Origin of the sequence: Syntrophomonas wolfei subsp. methylbutyratica (assembly GCF_001570625.1) — a bacterium.
Classification (GTDB): domain Bacteria; phylum Bacillota; class Syntrophomonadia; order Syntrophomonadales; family Syntrophomonadaceae; genus Syntrophomonas; species Syntrophomonas methylbutyratica.
On the sequence record NZ_BBQT01000013.1, the window covers coordinates 40,834 to 65,371 of the forward strand.

The window sequence follows — 24,538 nt, forward strand, 5'->3', positions numbered from 1 at the left end:
TAATATTCCCTTATGCTATAATAAGCCTGAAATAGTCTTAAGGAGGATTAAAGTTTGAAAGAAATCTTTCATGACGTTTTGTGCCTCAAGAAAGGAATGGGTATAAGTCTGAAAGAAATTCTTTCATGACGTTTTGTGCCTCAAGAAAGGAATGGTTAAATTTATGAAAAAAACTAAGCTGGCAATGCTGGTGATACTGGGCTTATTGTTATTATTACCGGGTTGTAATGATAAGAAAGCTTCCCCGAGCATAGCCGAAGTAAACAGCGAAATAATTACTCAGGAGCAATATGATAAAGCTTGCCAGAACATTAAACAGGCATTTGAAAAGCAGAATCCCACCCAGTCCGGAGACAAAGCCGACAGCAGCGGCAAAATTGACCCCGAGATGGAGAAACGCTTGCAGGAACAGGCCTTTGATAGCCTGGTTATGCAGGCTCTGCTGCGGCAAGATGCCGAAAAACGGGGTATAAAGATTAAGGAAAAAGAAATTGATGTAACTATTGACAGCTTTAAAGCCAACCTGGCGGCAGAAGGAAAAGATGCTTACCAGAAGTTTTTGCAGGAAAACAATCTCAGTGAAAAAGAACTCCGTGAGGAAGCCCGGATGCAGTTGCTGGTTAATCAACTTCAAAAAAAGATAAGTTTTTCTATCGCCATAGAGGAAGGGGAACTACAGCAATACTACCAGGAGAATATTGCCAGCTACCAGGAAGCAGCCGGCATGCAAATATCCCATATATTGGTAGAGACGGAGAAGGACGCCCGGGAATTGCTGAGCAAGTTGCAGCAAGGAGCCGACTTTGCCCAGTTGGCCCAGGAACATTCCAGTTGTGCCAGCAAGGCCCAGGGGGGTTATCTCGGGGTTGTAAACGAGAACAGTAATTATGTGCCCGAATTCAAAACCGCGGCTTTAAAACTCAAAGCCGGAGAGATCACCCAGGAGCCGGTAAAAAGCGATTTCGGCTACCACATTATTAAGGCCGGTCAGCTCCAACCAACCACTACCAAGTCTTTTGACGAAGTAAAGAACCAGATACGGATGCAGCTGGAAAAAGAAAAGGAAAATACTCTTTTCAGCCAGTACATGGAGGACTTGCGTCAGCAGGCTCAAATTAAAGACCATCGCAAGTCATAGAATTGGCCCCAGAGTCACTATTGATTTCCTCACTTTTTTATTAATATGCAAGTTTATCTGCTTGCCAAACTCATGGGCAGGCCTTAAAATAGAGATGATAATGATTATCAGTGATATAGGAGTGAGGTAGTGTTTGGCAAAAGCATCAATAATAAATTAAAAGATAATGATTACCGGTTAACCGGACAGAGGACGGCTATTTTGGAAGTAATGATGGACAATCAGGGCCGGCACCTCAGCGCGGAAGAAGTACTGGTTCAGGCCCGGGAAAAGCAACCCAACATTGGTATTGCCACCGTATACCGGACTCTGGAGAAGCTAGCCGCTATCGACATACTCTACAAGAGCATGTTCAATGATGATAAATATCGTTATGAGATTAAAGATGACCATAGCGAACACCATCACCACCATATTGTTTGTTTGGCTTGCGGCAAGATTGCCGAGTTGGAGGATGACCTCTTATGTTCGCTGGAAGGGCAACTGGAAACACAGGGTTTTGAGGTAGTGGACCACGAATTAAAATTCTTTGTTTACTGTCCGGTCTGCAGGGAAAAAAAGAACAAATAGCAAGAAGGTATTAAGGGGAGGATTCTCTAACGCTAAGAAATAATAACTCACTTTTCTTAATAACCACCCATAGCCGGGGGAGCACAACACGATGAAAACAGGAGGAGTTCTTTTTTTGTATTGATGGGATATCAATATAGGTTAACGCCCCTATTTTTTCATTAATCTGTATCCACTGTGCATGAGCACTAAGAAAGATTATCAATATCACTGCCAGGGGGGGTTGATAGAAATGGCTATAGTGATAATTGGCAATCCCAATGTGGGCAAGAGTGCGGTTCTTAACCGTTTAAGCGGTAGCAATATACTGGTTTCCAATTATCCCGGAACCTCTACCGAAATATCCGCCAATCCGGTCAAGATTGGGAAAAAAGAGATAACAATATTTGATACTCCAGGCATTTATTCTATTTTTTCCGAAGGAGAAGAGCAAAAAGCCATCCGTGATTTATTCGAGCGGGAAGAAATTGACCTTATCCTGAATATTGTTGATGCCAGCAACCTGGAGAGAAATCTGGTACTAAGCTATGAGTTGATGGATTTGGCTCTCCCGGTTTTGATGTTGCTTAACCAGATTGACCGGGCCCGTGCGCTGGGAATCAGGATAAACGAAAAACTTTTGAGCGAACTATTAAAAATACCGGTGATTCCTTTTTCCGCTACCACTGGCGAGGGCTTGCAAGAGGTATGGGAAATCATGGAGAGCTCCTCCCCGGAAAAGAAAGATAAAGCTATAAAAGAAGAAGGTCAGAGAAATAAAGAAAACTTGAGCCGAGGAAAAAAACCGCTCCAGGAATGCTCTCTTAACGAGCTAAGAATGGGGCAGTGCAACGGGCATTGCGCTCTCTGTTCCATTCCCGCTGATACCTGTATGAGTTATGCTGATTGGAGACGGGTGGAAAAGGCACGAACTACAGCTGATATGGTTAGCAGCAGCCTGGGAGAGAGACAAAGGATTCTGCTGGAAAAAACGCAGGCATTTTTCGATAGTTCTCTATTAGGCACTCCCGTTCTTTTATTGCTGGCCTATCTGGCTTTTGTGCTTCTATTAAAATTTGTAGCTATAAGCGAAGGCCCCATTACGGCATTATTGGAACCTTTAAACCAGACAATTGAAAGCTTTTTGAGCAATATCCTGCCTCCAGGAATGTTAAATACGATTTTATCTAAAGCTGTTCCTGAAGGTTTAATTATCCCCTTTTCCATAATAATGCCGGCCATGTTGATGGTTGCTTGTATTATGTCCCTGTTGGAAGATAGCGGATTATTACCCCGTTACTCGGTAGCTCTGGAAAGAGCAGGAAGCTTTTTTGGCATTTCCGGTGAGGCTATAATCCCGTTATCATTAGGGTTTGGCTGCCGGACCCCGGCCATTATGGCCAGCAGGATAATGCCTACCGCTTCCCAGCGCTTTATTGTAATAACCCTTTTGAGTATAGTAGTGCCCTGTGCCGCTACTCTGGGGATATTAGCTTCAGTAATTGCTGCCTTTCAGGCCTCATTGCCGGTAATAGCAGGAACAATGTTTGCGGTTTTGATGCTGATGGGATTTATCCTGAGCCGTCTGATGCCGCGTGAGGACGCTTTTATCTATGAACTTCCTCCTCTGCGGTTTCCCTTGTGGAGCAATGTGGGGAAAAAGGTAAAAATGCGTTTCTCCGGCTTTTTTACCGAAGTGCTGCCCCTGCTCTTGATTATGAGTATTGCGGTACGAGCCTTGCTGGAATCTGGTTTTTTGGAAATTTTCCGTACTATGGAGGCTTTTACTCGTTTCCTCTTCGGTATCCCGGCAGAGGCTTTCATAGCGGTTCTGGTAACAATTTTCCAGCGTTACCTGGCCCCTCTGGTCCTGCTTAACCTGGATCTTACGCCGAGGGAGGCTACCATTGCCATCAGCATGATTGCCCTTTCCCTGCCTTGCCTGCCGGCTATGGTTATGACCGTACGGGAGATAGGCTGGAGTGGGCTGACAAAAATACTGGGTTTAGGATTTTTAACCTCCTGTTCCGTTGGAATTATGCTCAATTTGATACTGTAATTGAACGCTAAAAGGAACCGTAGTTATGAGCAAATGGCCACCACATCTCTGACATAATGACTTATTTGAATGAATAAATGGAAGAAGTGACAGCCATGACTATTAATGATATGAAACCGGGACAGAGTGCCCGAATACTTAAGTTGAATCGAGGCCTGCAAGCGGGGCGAAGGCTTTTCGAAATGGGACTGGTACCCGGAGCCAGGGTCAAGCTGGTATCCAGGCACCCCTTCAAAGGACCGGTGCTTTTACAGATAGCGAACACGCAGATAGCATTGGGCAGGAAAATGGCTAATTCAGTTGAGATTGAGATTCAAGAATAAGAAAATTTCCTCCACAACTTTTAAAAGGAGATTTTAAAAGGAGATTTTAAAAGGATGTTCCTAAGAACATCCGCTTTTTTGTGAGTACTTAAGACAATTTTGTTTGGATAAATTATAATATGGTATTATAACAAATAATAATGTTATTATTATCCGAGTATTTAGGAAACTAATCGGAATATTGAACTAGAAGGAGACGAGGATGCTCAAAATCTTCAAGAAAAAAAAAGAGGAATCAAAACCTAAAAAGGAAGAAGGAGCAGTAACGGAGACGCCAACGGCAACAGCAACTACGGAGGATAACAGCGATGCCGGGCCTTCCGCACAGATAGGGCAGCGCAATGACATTAAACGGGTAATAGCCGTTATAAGCGGTAAAGGCGGAGTGGGAAAGTCCACTGTCAGCAGTTTGCTGGCCTCTGCTTTATTGGCCCATGGTTATAAGGTTGGGCTCTTGGATGCAGATATTACCGGTCCCAGTATTCCGCGGGTATTCGGTGTTAGTGGAGGCTCGATGGGGAAGAATGATTATGGTATAATTCCTCGCCGCAGCCGGAAAGGCCTTAAAATAATGTCATTAAATCTTTTCCTGGCCGATGAGGAACTACCGGTTATCTGGCGGGGGCCCAGAATCGGCGGGGCGGTCAAAGAGTTCTACAGCCAGGTGGACTGGGGAACATTGGATTTTCTAATATTGGACATGCCTCCGGGTACCGGGGATATAGCTATAACCGTTCTGCAGAGTATAGAACTGGATGCCGCAGTGGTGGTCAGCACCCCCCAGGATTTGGCTTTTACTATAGTCAGGAAAGCTTGGCACATGCTGAATAAACATGAGGTTCCCATACTGGGTGTGGTGGAAAACCTGACTTCAGGCGTTTGCCCCCATTGCCAACATGAGGTGGAGCTTTTCAGCGGGGGCGGGATAAGGCAATGGTGTGAAGAGAAACAGGTAAATTATCTGGGCTCTATTCCCTGGGATGCAGCTCTGTCTTATTGCGCGGACCGAGGGCAGATTGACAACTATTACCCGGAGGCAGTGGGCCAGATGGTTGAAGCATTTTTAGCCGCTCTGCCGGCCATTGAAGATAATTAATAATAGACCCGCGAGCGGTATATTTATACAAGCATCTAACGAGATTTATTTAAGGAGGTTATGGCGATGCTGAAATTAGAGAATATAAGCCTCGCAGTCAACGGACAGAATGGCGCCAACAAAGAAATAATCCGGGGAATAGACCTGGAATTCCACCCCAATCGCCTTTATGCCATTACCGGTCCCAATGGCGGAGGAAAAACCTCTATTGCCAAAATAATTATGGGCATTTATAAGCAAAGCGGCGGGAATATTTATCTTGATGGGGAAAACATCAATGATTTAAGCGTCAGCGAGCGCGCTCGCAAAGGCATCGCCTATGCCTTTCAACAGCCCCCTCGTTTTAAGGGACTGACCGTAAGCGACCTGATGCAAATAGCCCGCCCCGGCTTGGATGGCATGAACCTCAGAACCAGTCTGCGTGATGTAGGCCTTTGTCCCGAAGATTATCTTGACCGGGATATCGGCCCGGGCTTGAGCGGGGGAGAAATCAAACGGATTGAAATCGCTCAGTTGCTGGCAAGAGATGCCAAAATCAGCATTTTTGATGAACCGGAAGCCGGAGTTGACCTGTGGACCATACAAAAACTTATTGCCATAATAATGAGCAAATTCCGGAGTAAGCAAGGCGAAACTGCCGTAATTATCACCCATAATGAAAATGTCCTGCATATCGTTGACGAAATAATAATGGTAGAAGAAGGCCAAATCAAGGATAGGGGAACCCCGGATGAGATCTGGCCCTTAATTCGTCATGAAGTTGAATGCAAAATGAAAGAGCAGTGCAGAGGAGAAATGGTATATGAAATTTGAGCAGTTGGATATGGATTTATTGCAGGCAGTAGCGGATATTAAAGGCATTCCCAGCGGAGCGGTAAACATCAGGCGCAATGGAGAAGCCGTTTTCCGGCATTCTTCTCCCAACATAATTATCGCCACCAATCCGGAAAACAAGGGCCTAATAGTTGAGGTAAAAGCCGGAACCAAAGGGGAGACCGTTCATGTTCCGGTAATACTTACCGATTCCGGCTTCCACGATCGGGTTTACAACACTTTTAAAATTGCTGAGGACGCTGAGGTTACCATTATTGCCGGTTGCGGGATTCACAATGATAGCCATAGCGATTCCAGCCATAACGGTATCCATGAGATAATCGTGGGACCGCGGGCTCATGTAAAATACCTGGAAAAACACTATGGAGAGGGCAGGGGGGAAGGAAAAAGGATTTTGAATCCCACCACCGTTGTGCGGGTGGAAAATGGCGGAAGTATAGAGATGGAAATGCTGCAAATAAAAGGCGTGGATGATACCATCCGTACCACCACTGCTTATGTGCAGGAAAAGGGAAATCTAAAAGTGGTAGAAAGACTATTAACTCATGGCCGGCAAAAAGCCGAATCAGATATCCGGGTTGAAATTGAAGGCCAAGGGGCAGCCGCCCAGATTCTATCCCGCTCGGTGGCCCAGGACGATTCTTACCAGCTCTTTAAGGCCGCGCTGGTTGGTAAAAACGAGTGTACCGGTCATGTAGAATGTGATGCCATCCTTATGGATAAAGCCCGGATCAAATCCATACCCCAGCTGGAAGCCGAAGATGCCAACGCGGTACTTACCCACGAGGCAGCCATCGGTAAAATAGCCGGTGAGCAGTTGATAAAGCTTATGTCGTTGGGTTTGAGCGAGCAAGAAGCTATTGATACAATATTAGAAGGATTTCTCCGTTGATAATCTCCCGTGTACAAGACAGGAGTTTGAAGCCTGTTTGACAAATATTATAGAATGGTGTGATTAGAATGAACCTGAATCTATTTAAGACCTATGTGCGCGTAGTGGAGACCAAAAATTTGTCAAAAACCGCTGAAGAATTCGGGCTTTCGCAACCTGCAGTGACCAAGCAGATTCAATCGCTGGAAGATTATTATGGAGTTCTTCTTCTGGAAAGAGCCGGACGGCGCTTGAAACCGACTGAAGCAGGCGAAACCCTCTATCAATACGCGCGGGAAATAATAAAACTCCTGGAAAAAACAGATAATATCATGGAGACCGTAGTGGAAAGCAAAAAAGGCAATCTTTATTTAGGAGCCAGTACCATTCCCGGGCAATATATATTGCCGGATTATATCAAGAGGTTCTCCGACAGCTTCCCTTATATAAACATCACTCTCGACATTGGCGATACGGAAAAAATATTTAAAAAAGTGGCTGAACGGGAACTGGATATAGGATTAGTCGGTGGTTGGCTATCCAACCGCAAGGTGGAAGGCTTTCAGTGGCTGCAGGATGAACTTCTCCTCGTTGTACCGGAGAATCATCACTTGATGGGGCGAGATGAAGTGAGCATAGAAGAATTACTGCATGAGAAATGGATATTCCGGGAAAAGGGTTCAGGTACCCGCAAAGCTACTGAAGAATTGCTCAACAACCACGGCATAAAAAAAGAAGATTTACATGTTGGTATGGAAGCAGGAAGTACCGAAGCCGTATTGGCTTCAGTAGAGTCAGGCATGGGTATTTCTATTGTCTCCAACTGGGCCATTAAGAAGACAGACCCGCACCGCCGAATTCGCAGCTTAAAGATAGATGACCCCGGAGCTACCCGTTTCTTTTACATAATTTACCCCCGCCAAAAATCCCGCCGTAAAGCGGTGGAAAGTTTTCTTGATTTCATCAAGGAAGAATAAAGGCAAGGGACACAAGGGGACGTTTATTTTGTGCTCCCTGGAGCAGAAAAGAACAGTCCCCTTTTTCTTTGTTTGACTCTGCTGCAAAAACCATGTTTACTTTTTCAACGATTTATATATAATGAATCTGTTGCCCAAATAAGACTGGAGGTGTTCATTGTGCTACCATTACCAAAAAAATATTTTCTAACCGCTGCCTCCTGTGAAGGAGAAACCGAACTTACTGCTTTTGATAGAGCACTATTAGAAGCCGGAGTGGGTAATACTAACCTGCTAAGAGTTAGCAGCATTCTTCCTCCGGGCTGTGAATATGAACCTGGCCTTATCATACCACCTGGTTCATTACTGCCCATTGCCTATGGAACCATTACCAGCTGCGAGCCCGGAGCCCGAATTGCTGCCGCGGTTGCAGTAGGAATAAAAAAAGACAGCTTTGGAGTAATAATGGAATATGAAGGATATTGCGGTAAGGCCGAAGCTGAAGAAATGGTTGTAAAAATGTGCCAGGAAGCCTTTCGAGTAAGAGGCCTGGAACTGGATGAAATAAAAATCGCCGCTACTGAACACCTGATAGAGAAAATCGGCTGCGCTTTCGCCGCAGTGCCATTATGGTATTAAAAGAAGTGAGGAGGAGTTGGATTGGATCTCTGGGTTACCGAATATCAAACCCCGTCTTTAGGATTTTCCTGCAAGGTTAGAGAAACTTTGCGTTATGAGAAAACGGAATTTCAGGAGCTTTCCGTAGTGGAAACCGAGCAATTCGGTAAAATGCTGCTGTTGGACGGAATGGTTCAGACCACGGAACAGGATGAATTTGTTTATCACGAAATGATTACCCTGGTAGCCCTTAACTCCCATCGCAATCCGGAGAAAGTCCTAATTATTGGAGGCGGTGATGGAGGAACTTTGCGCGAAGTTGTAAAGCACCCTGCTGTAAGCCAGGCTACTCTGGTGGAAATTGATGAACGGGTGGTAATTGCCTCCAAGGATTTCTTCCCGGATTTAGCCTGTGCCTTCAGCAAGCCTAAAGCAGAAGTTCTGATTGCTGACGGCATAGATTATGTAAAACAGCAGCATCAGAGCTTTGATTTAATTATTGTTGACTCTACCGAGCCGGTAGGCCCGGCAATTCAATTATTTTCCCGCGAATTTTACCAGAGCGTGTATGATGCCCTGAAAGATGATGGAATGCTCGTAGTTCAGAGCGAATCTCCATTTTATAACCAGAATGTTATTAAAATGGCATTTGGCGGTATTAATCAGGTATTTCCCCTGACCAGGTTATACCTGGCTAATATCCCGACCTATCCCAGCGGCTTATGGAGTTTTACGGTAGGTTCCAAATTATATGATCCCCAGCTGCCTTCTTGCTCCTACAGCCAGGGATGCAAGTACTACACGCCGGAGATTCACCAGGCGGCATTTCAGCTTCCGGCCTTTGTAAGCAGGATAATAGAATAGCACTGAGGAACTGGGATAAGGGGACAGGTCTCTTGTCCCAGTGAACTCCTCGCTTTTCACGGCCAGGGGGTCACAACCACCGGTGAAAATAGGAGTATATCACCAGGCTCGTCCCCGTGATATATAGAAACGGAGGTATAGCCTTGTTATCTGAAATTGCTGATCTTCTGGAGCAAAAAGCCTTTTTTATGGGAAGCTCGCGGGATTTAGGAGCTTGCGATCGGGTGCTATTAGGACTCCCCCTGGACTCCACTACCAGTTTTCGCCCCGGAACCCGCCTGGCTCCCTACCGCATCCGGGAAGTTTCCGAAGCGGTGGAGGAATACAGCGTTTACCTGGACAAATCCCTGGAAGAAATCAATTTTTATGATGCCGGGGATATAGTAATACCTTTTGGCAATGTGCCTCAAAGCCTGAAGAACATTGAAGCAACCGCCCGCTATTTTTTGAAGCAGGAGAAAAAGCTTTTCTCCATAGGAGGAGAACACCTGGTTTCCCTTCCGCTTATAAAGGCTTATCATGACTTTTATCCGGATATGGTCGTAATACAGATGGATGCCCACGCCGATCTCCGAGCTGATTATCTGGGAGAGAAACTTTCCCATGCCAGCGTTATGAGGCGGGTGGCGGAAATTATTGGAACGAAGAAGCTGTTTCAGCTAGGTATACGCTCCGCCACCCGGGAAGAGTTGGATTATGCCCGGCAGCACAGCCAGCTTTATTTAGACCGATTTTTAACAGCACTGGAGGATGTAAAAGAGAAGATCGGTCAGCGACCGGTATACATAAGCCTGGACATTGATGTCCTGGATCCCGCTTTCGCTCCCGGTACGGGAACACCGGAGGCGGGAGGATTTTCCTCCCGGGATTTACTACAGATGCTGCACGAATTAAGAGAATTGGATGTTGTGGGCTTTGACCTGGTGGAAATATCCCCCCCCTGTGAACAAGGAGACAATACCTCCATATTGGGAGCCAAGATACTGCGTGAAGCCCTCCTGGCTTACTAAGGTGCCAGGCACTTAAGTTGTTAAGTTATTGCAATAAGTCCGAGGGACGTCCTCGGACTTATTATCATATTGTTTAATAATTTTCGGCCATTACCTCATAATAGCTCTGTGGATGGGCACAGGCCGGGCATTCCTCCGGGGCCTCCGTACCTTCATGTACATAACCGCAGTTACGGCATCTCCATTTAACCGGCTTATCTTTCTTAAACACCGTATTATTTTTCACATTCTCCAGCAATTTCCGGTAGCGTTTTTCGTGTTCCTCTTCTACTTCGGCGATTTCTTTGAATATATCGGCGATTTCGTTAAAGCCTTCTTCCCGGGCGACTTTTTCAAATTCAGGATACATGCTGGTATGTTCTTCGTTTTCGCCTTCAGCCGATGCCAAGAGGTTTTCGGCTGTAGCTGGAACTGCTCCTCCCATTAAGAATTTAAACAGGCGTTTGGCATGTTCCTTCTCATTATCAGCAGTTTCCAGAAAGATGGCAGCAATCTGCTTAAAGCCCTCTTTATCAGCTTGACTGGCAAAGAAGCTATACTTGTTCCTGGCCTGGGATTCACCCGCAAAAGCTGCCCACAGGTTTTGTTCAGTCTTAGATCCTTTTAAATCCATATTTTTATTCCTCCTTTTTCAATTGTAGTTTCCACTCCTTGGGGATACAAACAGCGATAAAGTGAGTAAAGTAGCCGCAGCTGTGGGTAAAACGTCAGGAAATAGCCCCCCTCACCCCTTACTCCTCTCACTTTTTTAAGTTACAATTTTGTCAGGATAAACATATATGGAGTTGCTGTTTCCCTTACGTTTAAAGGTCAGCATTTCCTCCAGGAGTTCCAGAACCTGTTCCATTTCCTCCGGGGAATCTTCTGCACCTTCATCCAGCCTGATGCTGAATTCTGCAACGGGAACTTCCATCCAATTAAGCAGTTTCAACTCCTGCAGGCCTTCACCGATAAATTCCATTTCTACTGCCGGGATGGAGAATGGAGTCTTGGATTTGCTCTTTATGTGTTCTTCCAGAAGAGCAATAAATTCCTTAAGTCGTTCTTCCTTTTCCGGAGTAATCACATATTGGAACAAGATATCGTAAAGGCTTTGGGTTAGAACGATAGAGGTTACACGAGGTAAGAGATAGTGATTCTCAAGTTTAATAAAATCCAGCCCGAATTTAACTGTTTCTTTCAAATAGCCATCACTCCTTATCTTGCTTTAATAGGATTTTACCGGTTTATTAATATCTTCACAAGCGTTAAAATCAAAAATATAGCTTAGTTATACCCGGAAAAGCACTATTTTATTGTTGTTTACGAGGAATAAGAGAATATAGTGAAAGGGGGGCCATAATGCCTGAAAATAGAGATACTAAAAAAAAGAGGGTTCGTATTGATGACCCTGAGGAATTAAAGAAGATTGAACAGACCAGGCTAAAGAATAATTTAATAGGAATCGCTATTCTGCTATTTATGCTTGTAGTTGGTCTATTTTATCGGGGTTGCTAAATGCGGACAAAAGGGGACAAGGGACCGGTCCCCTTGTCCCGTCTGACTACCCGAAGTAGTTAATTTTCATAGCGGAGCGGACATCAAGCATAGTCTCTTTGGCTACAGCATGAGCTCTTCTGGTTCCTTCCTGCAGGATATCCTTGACCAGCTCAGGTTGCTCAAGATAAGATTGTCTTCTTTCCCGCATGGGCTCCAGTAATTCATTGAGTTTAGCAGTGAGTTTTTTCTTGCACTGCACACAACCAATCCTGCCCTGGCGGCAGTCAGCTTCCACTTCCTCAATTTCCGCCTTGTTAAAAACCTGGTGATAGGCATAGACCGTACATACTTCCGGATGTCCCAGGTCGGTCTTTCTAATCCGGGCCGGGTCAGTAACAGCATCCCATACCTTCTGCTTCACCTCGTCAGCACTGTCGGCCAGGAAAATAGCGTTATTAAGACTCTTGCTCATCTTGTCCTTCCCATCCAGCCCTATCAGGCGAGGAACATCTCCTACCAGAACCTGCGGCTCAACCAGAACCGGTTCATAGAGTTCATTAAAACGCCGTACTATCTTGCGGCTTAATTCAATATGAGGAATCTGGTCTTCGCCTACCGGTACCAGATCCGCCTTGAAAATAGTTATATCTGCTGCCTGGCTAACCGGATAACCCAGGAAACCATAGGGCATATCGCTGAGGCCGTGCTGCGCCGCTTCCGTTTTTATTGTAGGGTTGTGGCGCAACACATTAACTGTGGTAAACATGGAGTAATACATGGTTAATTCATGTATCTCCGGAATCATACTCTGAATAAAAATGGTTGATATCTCGGGTTTAATTCCTGCCGCCAGGTAATCGGTAGCAATTTGAAAAACATCGCGGCTCAGGTTCTCGTCCTTTTCCCAATGGGTGGTTAAGGCCTGTACATCCGCTATAATAATATAGCTGTCATATTCATCCTGCAGTTTAACCCGGTTGGCCAAACTCCCCACATAATGCCCCAGGTGCAGGCTGCCGGTAGGCCTATCTCCAGTCAGTATTCTTTTCTTCTTATTATTATTCATCCGCATTATCTCCCTACTATAATAAATTAACATAATAATGTTTTTTCCACTGAAAAGTAAGTTAGTACGAAAAGTGGAGTAAGGGGTAAGGGGTTGCGGTGATAAAAGGACCGTCCCCTTGACACCCCACCTCTTTACATTTTTAAGTCCCTAAAATACCATTATATTTTGAAACCATCGTTAGTTCAAGCCTGCTTCTCGCTCCGGGCCGGTTCCAGGCCCAGGGAATAGATGAAAAGAACAGCGAAGTAAAGAGACATGCTGGCCGCCGAGGTGATCCCCGAGTCATTAAAGAGAATTGCCACCATGGATGAAAGCAGTATTCCCCGCAGTCCCTGAAGTATCAGCGGTTGTCTTTCACTGTAGGCCTTTATCCGGCGGCGGGGCCGGAAAAGCAAAAAACTGACCAGCAGCATGCCGGCCAGGAGAATCCATCCCCAACCCCCGTAGCTGATTACCCTGAGTTGCATTTGCACTTTACGGCTAATGATATTTATAATCTCTACCCAACCCCCGTTCATAATGAGCGCAATGCTATGCCCCAGGTGAGATTGCACTTCCAGCGGCTGCCTCAGGTCAATGAGGGCCATAAGCAGCAAGAGCAGAGCTGTCAGAACCAGAATGAACACTATCTTTTTCCAGCTAATCCTGATATAGCCCCGGCTTAAAGCCAGGTAACTGTAACCCAGGCCAATACTGGCAGTAATGGCTCCTCCCACATTAATACCGAACAAGGGATAGGCTATCAGGAAAATGATGGCGGCGAAAATAAGAGCAGAGAACAGGCGGTTTTTGGAAGTGAATGATTTGCTGAGTATTAATGTAGCCAGGACAATAGTAGCTCCTATAAGTACCCCCATATATTCATTACCCAGACCGTAATAGCGCGCACCGCTGATAACCCGGTAGCTCATGACTGAATTGGCTATCAAGCTGCCCTTGCTCATCAGATCCCAGGCAATGGTTATAATAGTGGCGGAAATAATTAAAAACAGGGGGTTTAATCTCAAGATTCGAGCCAATAAGAAGCCGGCAATAGTTAAAAAGAGGTTTAATAAGAGCAAGAGCAAAAAAAAATACAGAGGCCGGGTGAAGGTAAACAGGCCGACTAACAGCATAGACCAGGGAAGGCATAGAATGAAGCCCAGAATAGGAAGCCGCAAGGGGTTATCCGGGGAACGAAGCGAGAGCCAGCAGGCCAGCAGCAATAAGAGCAGGATCAAAGCGATGAATGAGGATAAAATAATGGCCTGATATACATAATTAAAGACTTCCCGGTGATTCAGCTTTTTAAGCTGCTGGAAACTATCATTGGCAGCTGTAGCAAAAATGTTCTCTTTTCTCTCCGGATTCAGACAGTTAAGGATGGAATTCTGCAGGCTGGTGGTCAACACTATTCCCGTACGTCGAGTGGAATAGCTGGTAAGAGTCCCCTCAAAACCGGGCTTGATTATTATTACGGGGGTCAATAAAGCGCTGGGGATGTAAGAGTTCCTGGACGGACTGGGGCTTATAATATAAATGAAATTATCCCCGGGAAGCAGTTCCTCCTGGATTTGTCTGATACTGCCATCGATACGCTGCAGGATATTTTTACGCTCCTCCCGGTAGCGAGCCAGGGAAAAGGAAGAATACATGGATTCCAAGCGCGACAGGTCACCGAACTCCAGCAGGATTACATCATTATTATCTCGGAGAATAGAGAATTGCCCACGCATTTTATCATAATCACTTTGCAAGGGAAGCAGGCTTTCATTAAAGCCGCCCGGGCGGCACATTTGGGGGCCAATGGCACCGCTGTCAACTATACCCCGGGAATCCATTAATAGCAGGCAACCCGAGCGGTTGGGATAGCCCGGGCGGTCAGAATTCCCGATAACCGCAGTCTTTAAACCCAGAGCATGAATACTGTCTCCCAGTCTACCTGCCTGCCCCAGGTTTCTCTGGCTATTGTTTTTCTCAATGACATTAATGCTGCTAATCAAAATATTATCTTTTTCAGGAACAATGCCGGTATTGCGGGCGAAAATATCCGCCGCCGGTTCTCCCTCCAGGACTTCTCCGGCTTCATAGTTTAAATGAGCATTGCTGCTGCCCACCGCCAGTTTTCCCGCCGATATAGTACAGCAGCCGTTTATGCTGGTACGCTCCCCACCGGTAATCGTGTTCAGCAGGCCAATTCCCCCTTGCTCTTGCAATTTCCAGAGATAGGGAGTAGTTTGGGGACTCAAATCATTTATACTCAATTTATCAATCATGTAGATGATAACTTGCCTGGGTTCCGGCTTCCTTTCCGTCTCCGCAGCCTGCACGGGTTTGGCACAGCCGAAAACACAAACCAACAGCAATCCCCCTATTATTATCTTTTTAGGAACAGAGGGAGAAGTTTCGCTGCTCCTTGGCATACAAAAGAACCCTCCCCCGGTGTCCCCTCCCTCAGCCAGCAATATTCCCAGGTAGGATAGGAGGTAAAGGAAGATAAGTGCTGCCGCAATTACTCCGGTATCATTGACCAGGAAAACAGTTGCCGCAGCAATAAGGAGGGTATTGCTAATCGGCAGCACCTCGGGTTTTGCTTCTTTCAAAGCCTGAAGTGGCTTTTTGCGCCAGATACAGGCCAGCACAATAATACCCAGCAGTAAAACAATACTCCAGGCGGAATGATAGATGGTGCTGCCCAGAATGCCCAGTTTAGTGCGGATTATGGAAAGGAAGATGCCGGGGTCATTGCTAATCAGAAGTTTAATGGTTTTTCCGGCATGGGAAGGATTGGGATTAAGCCAATTGTCCAGGAAAGCCGTAAGCAATACCCCCAGCACCGCCAATACCCCGATAATCAGCAGTTGTTTAAAGTGCAATCGTTGTTCCAGCAAATATATCACCAGTACACCGGTGGTAACCAGAGCGGTGATAAGCCCGCCCACATTGGCGCCATATGCAGGATGACCTATGGCAAAAGACAGCAACAACAAAGAGGGCAGCGCGATTAGCATCCTGCCTCTGCTGCTCAATCTCAATTTGGCCACGAGCAGGCTCAGGGCAATAACGGAAGAGGCGATTAATATTCCCATGTAATCATTACCTATGCCATAAAACCTTCCTCCTGCTATAGCATCAGAACCCAGAGGAGACAAGAGCATCAGCGGAGAACCCCGGAGGCCGTCCGCCAGGGTCAATAAAGCCACTGCCGCCGTAAGAAAAAGGAAGGCATTAGCCGAAGCCCTGAAAATGAGCTGGAGAAGGAGGGCCAGGAGCATCGAAGCCGCCAATGCTATAATAATACTCCAGCTTATCGAAGGATAGGAAGAATAGCTTAAAAACATAAAAACCAGAGGCATACTGAGGCTGGTATAAAACAAAAAGAGCCAAAAAGACTTCCATTTAGTTCTTATATTACAGGCCAGGCAAGCCACTCCAATAATGCTGAGAAAAGCCAGGGCAATAAAACTATAATGCAGGGGAGATCTAGCCGCCCTCAATCGTACGAAAAAGCCCAGATCCCGCTCCAGTTTCTCCAGGCTGTTATCCGTCGCCGGAACAACTTTCATGCTGCTGTTCTGATAGATGCTCTCAGGATTAAAAAAAGCCAGGATACTGGGCAAAAAGTCAGAACTATTAACCAGACCGCTGCGCCGGGTAGTAGAAGAAGTTAAAAGACCTGCCTCCTTCCCGGGCTGATACATAATAAACGCTGTTAAACCGAAATTACCTGCCAGAACCATATCCTTGTGGGGATTGGGCACCAGAATGACCAGCATAGTTTTTTGCAAGTCCAGCCTGGGCAGCAACCGACCCAATAGTTCATCATTACTTTCTATGGCGTGCTTACGATGTCGGACCAGCACTTCATCAGCACAGTTTGTCCGGCTTTTTTCCACCCGGCTGCTATCACCCAAATCAACAAATATTATATCGGCTTTTTTCAAAGAGTCGTCAATTTTATCAAGAAGGATTTGTTGCCGGCTGCGGACTCCGGCCAGGCTCAGCTTATCTTTTTCCAGGAGATTTGCGCTGACGTCACCTTCATCAACCTGCCCGGCTTCATTCATGGCCAGGAGTACTATATTTCGATCCACCGAATTTATAGTATCTGCATTGCCCAGGGCGGCAGTTTTAAGGCCGCAGTCTTCCGCTAAAGCAGCTAATTGCCCGGGGGTAAAAGAAGGATTATGCTTGCCGGCATATTTTTTCAGGGGTTCTATATATAGATTAACCAGGCCCTCCGGAGGCGCGGGTAAACCGGTAAAGAGCTGATAAAGTTTTCCTGCCGAAGGAGGGGAATCCCTATCAATAAAAATATTGGGCAGTTCTCTGACTTCTTCATCACCATTAAAAGAGAATTCAGCATTGGAGATGCTGCCTACCCGGTTACCGCTGGCCAGGGAAAGGTATGAACTGGAGGGCAGCCGGCTCTTCGTTCTGATATTGATAAGAGCAGTAGCACTTTTGGCCACCAGGCGGTGCAAGTTGGGGGTATCGGCCTGGCAAAGATCGGCAACATCAATATAATCCATTACCAGAATGACCGCCTTCTTTTCCTGCTTTTCAGCAGCCAGAGCAAGATCATTGGCATTAGGGTAAAAAAATACTAATAGAAATAAAAACAGAACAACAACGCGAAATCTCATATCTGATCCTCCTAATCGCTAGCTTATGAAATTCTATACAAAGCTATTTATTCCTCCCCAGAAAAACAAACATATAATAACGGAAGGCGGAAGACGGAGGACGGAAAATGGAGGAAGACCCCTTACCCCTAACTCCTCACTTCTCTAAGGAATGCTTTTTGCATAGAAATTATTATTGGCTAAGCCAGGATTTACCGGCCTTAAAGCAGCCAAAAAAAACTTCCCGGTTTTATTGACATGGAGCAGAAATATGCTAAAATTCTACATGTACGTTTTAAGTTAAGGAAGGAGGTCTGGGATTTTTAAATAAAAACTGAAGGGAGGAGACATTATTGCAGTCTTTGGGGCGTCACGTATTGGCTGAAATATACGGATGTCGATTTGAAGTGTTGAATGATATCAAGAAAGTTGAGGATATCATGGTCAACGCTGCTTTAGAGGCTGGCGCCGAAATTAGAGAATTCGTATTTCACAAGTTTAGTCCGCAGGGAGTGAGTGGAGTAGTTGTAATTTCGGAATCTCACCTGGCGATTCACACCTGGCCCGAATTAGGATATGCAGCACTAGATGTATTTACTTGCGGAGATAGAGTTGACCCTTGGGATGCCTGCAACTATGTGGCGGAAATGTTTAGTGCCGGTGATATGAAGGCATCGGAAGTAAAACGGGGGTTGATGGAGCAGCCGGAGGAACGCCTGGTGGCAAATATGTAGGAGGGATACTATTTTAGTAGACCGAAGTAACTTAAAAAAGACTTGGGTTTATAATTAGCAGGCCTTGCTGAAAAAATAAAGCAGGGCCTGATTTTATTTTCTGACTCCCGCTATTCCCCATAAGCCGCGAGACACACCGCAGGTGTTACCCGTGCGTAACGCCCTGTGGGCACAACTGCTGCGAGGCAAGAGGACGGTTCGAGACCACTGAAAAAGTATCATAAATATCATCCTGAGGAGCTGCAGGCGACGAAGGATCTCTTTTGGAAGTCCGTAATATTGGGACTTTAGCTAACGAGATTCTTCGCTATCGCTCAGAATGACACGCAAAAGAGCACTTTTTCAGCAGTCTCGGACGGTTCTGTGGGAAAACGAGGCATAAGGGAGTTCTTTTATGTCATGGGAAGGGGAGATACGTGGGGATAACACAAAAGAACTGTCCCCTTGTGTCACCAATAAAAGGGGCAGCGGCGATGCCGCTGCCCCGTAACGTAATAACTAAACTTATATATCTCTGGTCCAGAGGGAAGCCATAGCGGAGCCGCCGCCAACACAAAGGGAAGCACCGCCCTTGGTGAGGCCCAGTCTCTCCAGCTCATAGTACATGCTGACAATTATGCGCAGACCAGTAGCTCCAACGGGATGGCCCAGTCCGATTCCGGAACCATTGTGGTTGGTCTTGCTGAAGTCCAGCTCAATGCCGGCTTCTTCTTTAAGCATGCGCACTACGCCCAGAACCTGAGCGGCAAAGGCTTCGTTTACTTCCCAGTATTCTACATCTTCATATTTCCAGCCCGCTTGTTTCAAAACCTTGGGCATGGCTACAGCCGGACCCAGTCCCATAACTTTGGCATCGACACCTTCGCTGCAGATGCCAGCCAGTTTCATCAAGGGCTTCAGTCCCAGCTCTTCGCATTTCTTTTTGGACATAAATACTGCAGCAGCTGCGCAGTCATTGATACCGGAAGCATTGGCCGCAGTTACTACTCCGCCTTTTTTAAACGCCGGGGGCAACTTGGCCATGGTTTCCAGGCTGGCTCCTCTAATGGGATGCTCGTCCTTGGAAATAACCTTGTCGCCTTTCTTGCTCTTTATTACTACTGGTACGATTTCCCGATCAAATATACCTTCGTCAACAGCTTTTACAGCATTCTGGTGGCTGGTCAGAGCCAGGGCGTCGCATTCTTCCCGAGTGATACCGTATTTTTCGGCAATATTTTCCGCAGTCATTCCCATGTGTCCTCCAGCCAGCTGACATACCAGACCATCAGACAGCATGGCATCCTGCACTTTGCCATCGCCCATTCTGTAACCAGAGCGGGCCTGTTGCAGCAGGTAAGGGATATTGGACATGCTTTCCACTGCGGTTACCAGGGATATATCGGTTTTGCCCAGCATAATGTTCTGGCAGGCAATTTCCGTGGCGCGCATACCAGAAGCACAGTTCTGGCTTACCATACAGGAGCCGCTTCTAACCGGCAGTCCCACTTTCATACCAATAATACGGGGCGGAAGGGAGCCATTGCCGGCATGCAGGCAAGTGGCTCCTACGATTTCATCGATAATCCCAGGATCGACGCCAGCTCTTTCAATTGCTGCATTAGCGGCGATTATTGCCAGGTCATTAGCCCTTACGCTTGCCAGGCCACCCAAATATCTTCCGATTGGAGTTCTAGCCATACCAACTACTACTACTTCATTAATCTCTGCCATTGTTTGTATTCCCCCTTAAATTTTTTCTTTCTTTAAACAACGGATTTTTCCCGGTCTGACCATGACATGAACCAGAACATTTTCTATTTATATCGCTGATTTCTGCCAATTTTTTATCTAAGTCAGAACCGAATTAACTTTTACTAAAAGTCCAGCTCACCTCCTCTTAAAAAAAACTAAGTAAAAAAGCGGGTTAATTAGTGTAGTTAGAAAGATTAAAAAACTACATAAAGGTTCTATAAATGTCTTTCTGCGAAAAAAACAAAATACCTGCTAGTAAAAAATAAAATTTTCATTTTCCATGTATCTTTTGCCAGGGGCATCAAAATCCCCTTTCGTCAAAAAATAAAAATAAACAAAAATTTTCAGGGCAAGAATCTCTCCAATCCTGTATAATGTACTAAGTACAGGCAAGCTTGCCGCTGTTGAGGAGGACAGAATGGGAATCAAATATAGTTTTACCAGGGAACTTAGAACTGAACTTATAGATGTAGACAAGGTCTTTAAAGAGAATCTTTTACCCTGGTGGGATGATGTTTATAACTATATTAAAATGCTTAACGAAGACTTTACCTGGAATCAACTGCCTCCCCTGGTTTATATAGTATATAGATACCTGGGTCTGGATAGAAGTATTTCTATTTCCATGACCAATATATTTAAAACCCTTTATCTCGCCAACAGCATTCATTTCCTGGTAAAAGATGATAAAGAAGGACAAAAATACGACCAGGATTTGCAGTTTGCTATTTTAATAGGGGATTATATGTTTGGGCGCATGCTCAAGCTTTTAGTTGAGGCCGGGGCGGACAAACTGGTAGGCCTTTTTGCTGTCATGATGGCGGAAATAAATGAAGGTCGCGTGATGGAACGGAAACTACAGGCTGATCATAAGGAAGTTTTGCAGAAAACCCGGGGTTCCATGTATGCCACGGCTTTCGAGACAGCCGGACAGTTATCTGGAATGAAGGGAATCCTGCTGGAAAATTGTCGGCAATTGGGCCTAAACCTGGGGATGTCGATAGAATTAATGAACTGCGATATATCACGCGAGGAAGTGCTGCTTTATATACATGAAGCCGAAAGGAATTATAAAATACTTAATCAGTACCAGCGCATGGTAAATAGCAATTTGGAAGCAGTTATTAATGAAGTACATTCGCTTCTATGCAACATAGATAAGGTTGCAGTGGTATAAATGAGTCAAGAGGTGACAGGAGCAGGTGATACGGGGACGGTCTTTTGGTCATTGGGTTTGACCAAAGGACCGTCCCTCGCGTAACCCCCACCCCCGTGTAAGCGTGTAAGTAAATAATAGGGAGGTTTAACTATGGCCTATAAAGACTTGCAGGAATTTATCCAGGTATTGGAAAGTGCAGGGGAACTTAAACGAATTACAGTTGAAGTTGACCCCGAACTGGAAATTACCGAAATTACCGATAGGGTAAGCAAAAACTATGGACCCGCCCTATTATTTGAAAAGGCAAAAGGCTCGGATATGCCGGTTCTCATTAATGCTTTTGGCAGTGAGAAGAGAATGGCCCTGAGCCTGCAGGTAGATAAATTAGATGATCTGGCCGCTGAAATTATGGGCTTGTTGGAGATAGCCGACAGCGTTCCCCAGTCATTGCTGGACAAGGTCAAGGTATTGCCCAAACTGGCGCAATTGTCCTCTTTTTTGCCTCGCGTGGTAAAAAATGGAGCCTGCCAGGAAGCAGTAGACTTGAATCCGTCATTGGATAAGCTTCCCGTACTCAAATGCTGGCCTGAGGATGCCGGACGTTTTATCACCTTACCCCAAGTATATACCAAAGACCCCGAAAGCGGAAAGCGCAATGTAGGCATGTACCGTTTGCAGGTTTATGACGGACAGAGCACCGGAATGCACTGGCACACCCATCATGACGGAGCCGAAAACTACCGTAAAAACTGTCAAAGAGGGCAGGCCACCGAAGTAGCGGTAGCTCTGGGCGGCGATCCCGCCATCACCTATGCCGGAACCGCACCCCTGCCCAAGGATATTGACGAACTTATTTTTGCCGGATTTATTCGCAAGAAACCGGTAGAGCTGGTGAAATGCAAGACCGTAGACCTGGAAGTGCCGGCTGATGCCGAAATTGTAATCGAAGGATATGTTGACCCTTACGAGCGCCGGATAGAAGGCCCTTTTGGTGATCACACCGGCTATTATTCCCTGGCTGATGAATACCCGGTTTTTCATGTAAAATGCATCACCCATAAAAAGAACCCCGTCTACCCCACCACCATCGTAGGCAAACCACCCCAGGAAGACTGCTACATGGCTCTGGCCACCGAGCGCATTTTCCTGCCTCTTTTAAAGCTGCAATTGCCCGAAGTTGTCGATATGCATCTTCCCATGGAAGGAGTATTCCACAACTGTGTTCTGCTGTCTATCAAAAAATCCTTCCCCGGACACGCGCGTAAAATAATGAGTTCCTTGTGGGGGATGGGACAAATGATGTTTGCCAAGTTTATAATCGTAGTAGATGAAGATGTAAATGTGCAGAATGTCTCCGAGGTTATGTGGAAGGTTTTCAACAATGTTGACCCCAGGAGAGATACCATGATAGTAGAAGGGCCTTTGGATGTACTGGATCACTCGGCTCCCCTTCCCCTGATAGGTTCTAAAATGGGCATTGATGCTACCAAAAAATGGATGAGCGAAGGACATACCCGGGAATGGCCGAAAGATATCATTATGAGCCCGGAAATAAAGGAAATGGTAAGCAGAAGATGGAGTGAATACGGCTTTGAATAAGATCCGCGAATTTCTAAATATGGTTGACTTTGGCCACAGCCTTTTTGCCTTACCTTTTGCTTACCTGGGAGCATTTCTGGCAGCTCAGGGCATGCCTAGCTGGTCCCAGTTAGGGTGGATTACCTTAGCCATGGTAAGTGCCCGCACTGCGGCTTTATGCCTTAATCGTCTTATTGACCGTCACATTGATCGGGCCAATCCCCGAACTTCCGACTGGACCCTGGCAGCCGGGCGTCTGCCCCTTTCCCTGGTCTGGTTTTTGGTATTCTTTTTTTTCATCCTGCTCTTTTATTCTGCCTCTCGTTTGAATCCCCTTTGCTTAAAACTTTCGCCGCTGGCAGTTCTGGCCCTGTGGTTGTATTCCTATACCAAGCGCTTTACCTGGTGCTGCCACCTCTTGCTGGGGATGGCCATAGGCCTGGGTCCCGTTGGGGCCTGGTTTGCCATAACTGGAACCCCGGATTGGCAGCCGGTTATTCTGGGGATGGCTGTAGCCTGCTGGATTGCAGGTTTTGACAGCATGTACGCCTGTCAGGATATCGAATTTGACCGGGATCATGCTTTGTATTCCATTCCGGCCCGCTTCGGCATAAAGGGAGCTCTGCTTTTTTCCGCCATATTTCACATTTTCACAATAGTTCTTCTATTATTGAATGGATTAATTCTTAATCTTGGTTTATTCTATTATTCTGGGGTAGCTTTTGTAGCGATTATTTTGTTTTATGAACATGGGATTGTAAAACCCGGTGACCTGAGCCGGGTTAATTTTGCTTCTTTTAAAATAAATCATTATGTAGGCTTGATTGTATTTATTATGGCCTTACTGGATATTTTCCTTTAGACGAGGCCAATCTAAAGACGGAGGGCAGAGGACGGAAGACGGACCTGCCACGGGAAGGCAGGCAAGGGGACGGTTCTGTTGCCTGCCGCATGGGCAGGCATAGGGACGGTTCTTTTGCCTGCCACATAGAAAAAACCTCTTGGGACATGGGGACAGGTCCCTTGTCCCATTGGGCTGTTCAATTATCCGACTAACCACCCATGGCCAGGGGGCCACAACTACTTATGAAAAGTGAGTGAGAGTAAAGGCGAATTGCATGATGCATGATATATAGTAAAATGTAGCAGCAGTAACCTTACCCTTCACTCCTCACTATAATTTTGGGAGAGGATTTTGTGCCGAGATATATTGTAGCTTTGACCGGTGCCAGCGGTGCGGTTTATGCCCTGCGCCTGCTCGAAGAGCTGCTGAAGCAAGATAATAGCGAAATTCATTTAATTACCAGCGATGCCGCCCGTATTGTTATGGAGCAGGAATTGGGTTGGGATTGTCAGGATTCCCTGCCTCTTAGCTTGCAGCGCTATCTTCCTCCGGGAAACATATCCTTTTATGATAATGCAGACATTGCCGCAGCTCCGGCCAGTGGTTCCTTTATCTGTGACAGCATGGTAGTGATACCCTGTACTATGGCCAGTATTTCCGCCATCGCCCAGGGAACTTCCCGCACTCTTCTGGAAAGAGCCGCCGATGTTATGTTAAAAGAAAGAAGGCCGTTGTTCTTAGTGCCGCGGGAAACACCCCTAAATTCCATCCACCTGAGAAACATGTTGACCCTGTCGGAAATGGGGGTTAGCATTATCCCCGCAATGCCGGCTTTTTATCATCAACCACGGACTATAGAAGACATGGTATCATTCGTAGTTGGAAAGGTACTGGACGCCATGCATATCCCCCATGATTTATTTCAGCGCTATGCTGGGCAGATTAAAAAGTGATTAAGTTGACAAGTGAGACCCCTCACGCCTCACTTTTTAAAAATAAGTTGGAAAATTTAAGCTTAA

Annotated in this window: 22 protein-coding genes; 17 read left to right on the plus strand and 5 right to left on the minus strand. The window is 46.0% G+C overall.

What is annotated here, in order from left to right; all coding sequences use genetic code 11:
- Positions 1-163: 163 nt before the first annotated feature.
- The 11 genes from AWB54_RS10075 (at position 164) to speB (ending at position 10,318) form a co-directional block, all read left to right on the plus strand.
- The gene (locus AWB54_RS10075; protein WP_061214478.1) at positions 164-1,138 is read left to right on the plus strand and encodes a SurA N-terminal domain-containing protein; all 975 of its coding nucleotides are present in this window, start codon (positions 164-166) and stop codon (positions 1,136-1,138) included.
- A 129-nt stretch (positions 1,139-1,267) separates the two neighbouring features.
- Complete coding sequence (locus tag AWB54_RS10080; RefSeq protein ID WP_061214479.1) at positions 1,268-1,708, plus strand: Fur family transcriptional regulator; 441 nt, start codon at positions 1,268-1,270, stop codon at positions 1,706-1,708.
- Positions 1,709-1,940: 232 nt separating this feature from the next.
- The gene (locus tag AWB54_RS10085; RefSeq protein ID WP_061214480.1) at positions 1,941-3,746 is read left to right on the plus strand and encodes a FeoB small GTPase domain-containing protein; all 1,806 of its coding nucleotides are present in this window, start codon (positions 1,941-1,943) and stop codon (positions 3,744-3,746) included.
- Positions 3,747-3,823: 77 nt separating this feature from the next.
- Positions 3,824-4,069, plus strand: a complete 246-nt coding sequence (locus tag AWB54_RS10090; RefSeq protein WP_082736151.1) for a FeoA family protein — start codon at positions 3,824-3,826, stop codon at positions 4,067-4,069.
- A 202-nt stretch (positions 4,070-4,271) separates the two neighbouring features.
- Positions 4,272-5,165 carry an Mrp/NBP35 family ATP-binding protein gene (locus tag AWB54_RS10095; RefSeq protein WP_061214482.1) on the plus strand — a complete coding sequence of 298 codons (894 nt, stop codon included), beginning with the start codon at positions 4,272-4,274 and terminating at the stop codon, positions 5,163-5,165.
- A 66-nt stretch (positions 5,166-5,231) separates the two neighbouring features.
- Positions 5,232-5,978 carry an ABC transporter ATP-binding protein gene (locus tag AWB54_RS10100; RefSeq protein WP_061214483.1) on the plus strand — a complete coding sequence of 249 codons (747 nt, stop codon included), beginning with the start codon at positions 5,232-5,234 and terminating at the stop codon, positions 5,976-5,978.
- On the plus strand, positions 5,968-6,891 hold the full coding sequence (locus AWB54_RS10105; protein ID WP_061214484.1) for a SufB/SufD family protein: 924 nt from the start codon (positions 5,968-5,970) through the stop codon (positions 6,889-6,891). Before AWB54_RS10100 ends, AWB54_RS10105 begins: the two co-directional genes overlap by 11 nt.
- 68 nt (positions 6,892-6,959) lie before the next feature.
- Complete coding sequence (locus AWB54_RS10110) at positions 6,960-7,847, plus strand: selenium metabolism-associated LysR family transcriptional regulator (protein ID WP_061214485.1); 888 nt, start codon at positions 6,960-6,962, stop codon at positions 7,845-7,847.
- Between the two features lie 159 nt (positions 7,848-8,006).
- Complete coding sequence (locus tag AWB54_RS10115) at positions 8,007-8,465, plus strand: pyruvoyl-dependent arginine decarboxylase (protein ID WP_061214518.1); 459 nt, start codon at positions 8,007-8,009, stop codon at positions 8,463-8,465.
- A 21-nt stretch (positions 8,466-8,486) separates the two neighbouring features.
- Positions 8,487-9,308 (plus strand): polyamine aminopropyltransferase, encoded by an 822-nt coding sequence (gene speE / locus AWB54_RS10120; protein ID WP_061214486.1) that lies wholly within the window; start codon positions 8,487-8,489, stop codon positions 9,306-9,308.
- A gap of 143 nt (positions 9,309-9,451) precedes the next feature.
- Positions 9,452-10,318 carry an agmatinase gene (speB, locus tag AWB54_RS10125; protein ID WP_082736152.1) on the plus strand — a complete coding sequence of 289 codons (867 nt, stop codon included), beginning with the start codon at positions 9,452-9,454 and terminating at the stop codon, positions 10,316-10,318.
- Between the two features lie 73 nt (positions 10,319-10,391).
- Here the strand turns inward: speB and rbr are convergent, their stop codons facing one another.
- Together rbr and AWB54_RS10135 are read right to left on the minus strand one after the other, a co-directional pair.
- Positions 10,392-10,931 carry a rubrerythrin gene (gene rbr, locus AWB54_RS10130; protein ID WP_061214487.1) on the minus strand — a complete coding sequence of 180 codons (540 nt, stop codon included), beginning with the start codon at positions 10,929-10,931 and terminating at the stop codon, positions 10,392-10,394.
- 135 nt (positions 10,932-11,066) lie between these two features.
- Positions 11,067-11,501 carry a hypothetical protein gene (locus tag AWB54_RS10135; RefSeq protein WP_061214488.1) on the minus strand — a complete coding sequence of 145 codons (435 nt, stop codon included), beginning with the start codon at positions 11,499-11,501 and terminating at the stop codon, positions 11,067-11,069.
- Between the two features lie 158 nt (positions 11,502-11,659).
- Here AWB54_RS10135 and AWB54_RS15945 point away from each other — a divergent pair, with 158 nt between their 5' ends.
- Complete coding sequence (locus AWB54_RS15945) at positions 11,660-11,815, plus strand: hypothetical protein (RefSeq protein ID WP_160328943.1); 156 nt, start codon at positions 11,660-11,662, stop codon at positions 11,813-11,815.
- A gap of 46 nt (positions 11,816-11,861) precedes the next feature.
- On the opposite strand, the gene trpS is transcribed toward AWB54_RS15945, so the two are convergent.
- Together trpS and AWB54_RS10145 are read right to left on the minus strand one after the other, a co-directional pair.
- Positions 11,862-12,863, minus strand: coding sequence for a tryptophan--tRNA ligase (gene trpS / locus AWB54_RS10140; RefSeq protein WP_061214489.1), 1,002 nt, complete (start codon positions 12,861-12,863; stop codon positions 11,862-11,864).
- A gap of 185 nt (positions 12,864-13,048) precedes the next feature.
- Positions 13,049-17,491 carry a hypothetical protein gene (locus AWB54_RS10145; protein ID WP_061214490.1) on the minus strand — a complete coding sequence of 1,481 codons (4,443 nt, stop codon included), beginning with the start codon at positions 17,489-17,491 and terminating at the stop codon, positions 13,049-13,051.
- Positions 17,492-17,823: 332 nt separating this feature from the next.
- Here AWB54_RS10145 and speD point away from each other — a divergent pair, with 332 nt between their 5' ends.
- A complete protein-coding gene (speD, locus tag AWB54_RS10150) occupies positions 17,824-18,204 on the plus strand; it encodes an adenosylmethionine decarboxylase (protein WP_061214491.1) in 381 nt (126 codons plus the stop codon).
- A 504-nt stretch (positions 18,205-18,708) separates the two neighbouring features.
- On the opposite strand, the gene AWB54_RS10155 is transcribed toward speD, so the two are convergent.
- Positions 18,709-19,917 carry a thiolase family protein gene (locus AWB54_RS10155; RefSeq protein ID WP_061214492.1) on the minus strand — a complete coding sequence of 403 codons (1,209 nt, stop codon included), beginning with the start codon at positions 19,915-19,917 and terminating at the stop codon, positions 18,709-18,711.
- A gap of 439 nt (positions 19,918-20,356) precedes the next feature.
- Here AWB54_RS10155 and AWB54_RS10160 point away from each other — a divergent pair, with 439 nt between their 5' ends.
- The 4 genes from AWB54_RS10160 (at position 20,357) to AWB54_RS10175 (ending at position 24,472) form a co-directional block, all read left to right on the plus strand.
- A complete protein-coding gene (locus AWB54_RS10160; protein ID WP_061214493.1) occupies positions 20,357-21,115 on the plus strand; it encodes a polyprenyl synthetase family protein in 759 nt (252 codons plus the stop codon).
- Between the two features lie 132 nt (positions 21,116-21,247).
- Positions 21,248-22,696 (plus strand): menaquinone biosynthesis decarboxylase, encoded by a 1,449-nt coding sequence (locus tag AWB54_RS10165; protein ID WP_061214494.1) that lies wholly within the window; start codon positions 21,248-21,250, stop codon positions 22,694-22,696.
- Positions 22,689-23,537 (plus strand): UbiA-like polyprenyltransferase, encoded by an 849-nt coding sequence (locus AWB54_RS10170; protein WP_082736153.1) that lies wholly within the window; start codon positions 22,689-22,691, stop codon positions 23,535-23,537. Before AWB54_RS10165 ends, AWB54_RS10170 begins: the two co-directional genes overlap by 8 nt.
- A gap of 335 nt (positions 23,538-23,872) precedes the next feature.
- Positions 23,873-24,472 carry a UbiX family flavin prenyltransferase gene (locus AWB54_RS10175; protein ID WP_061214495.1) on the plus strand — a complete coding sequence of 200 codons (600 nt, stop codon included), beginning with the start codon at positions 23,873-23,875 and terminating at the stop codon, positions 24,470-24,472.
- The last annotated feature ends 66 nt before the right edge of the window (positions 24,473-24,538 follow it).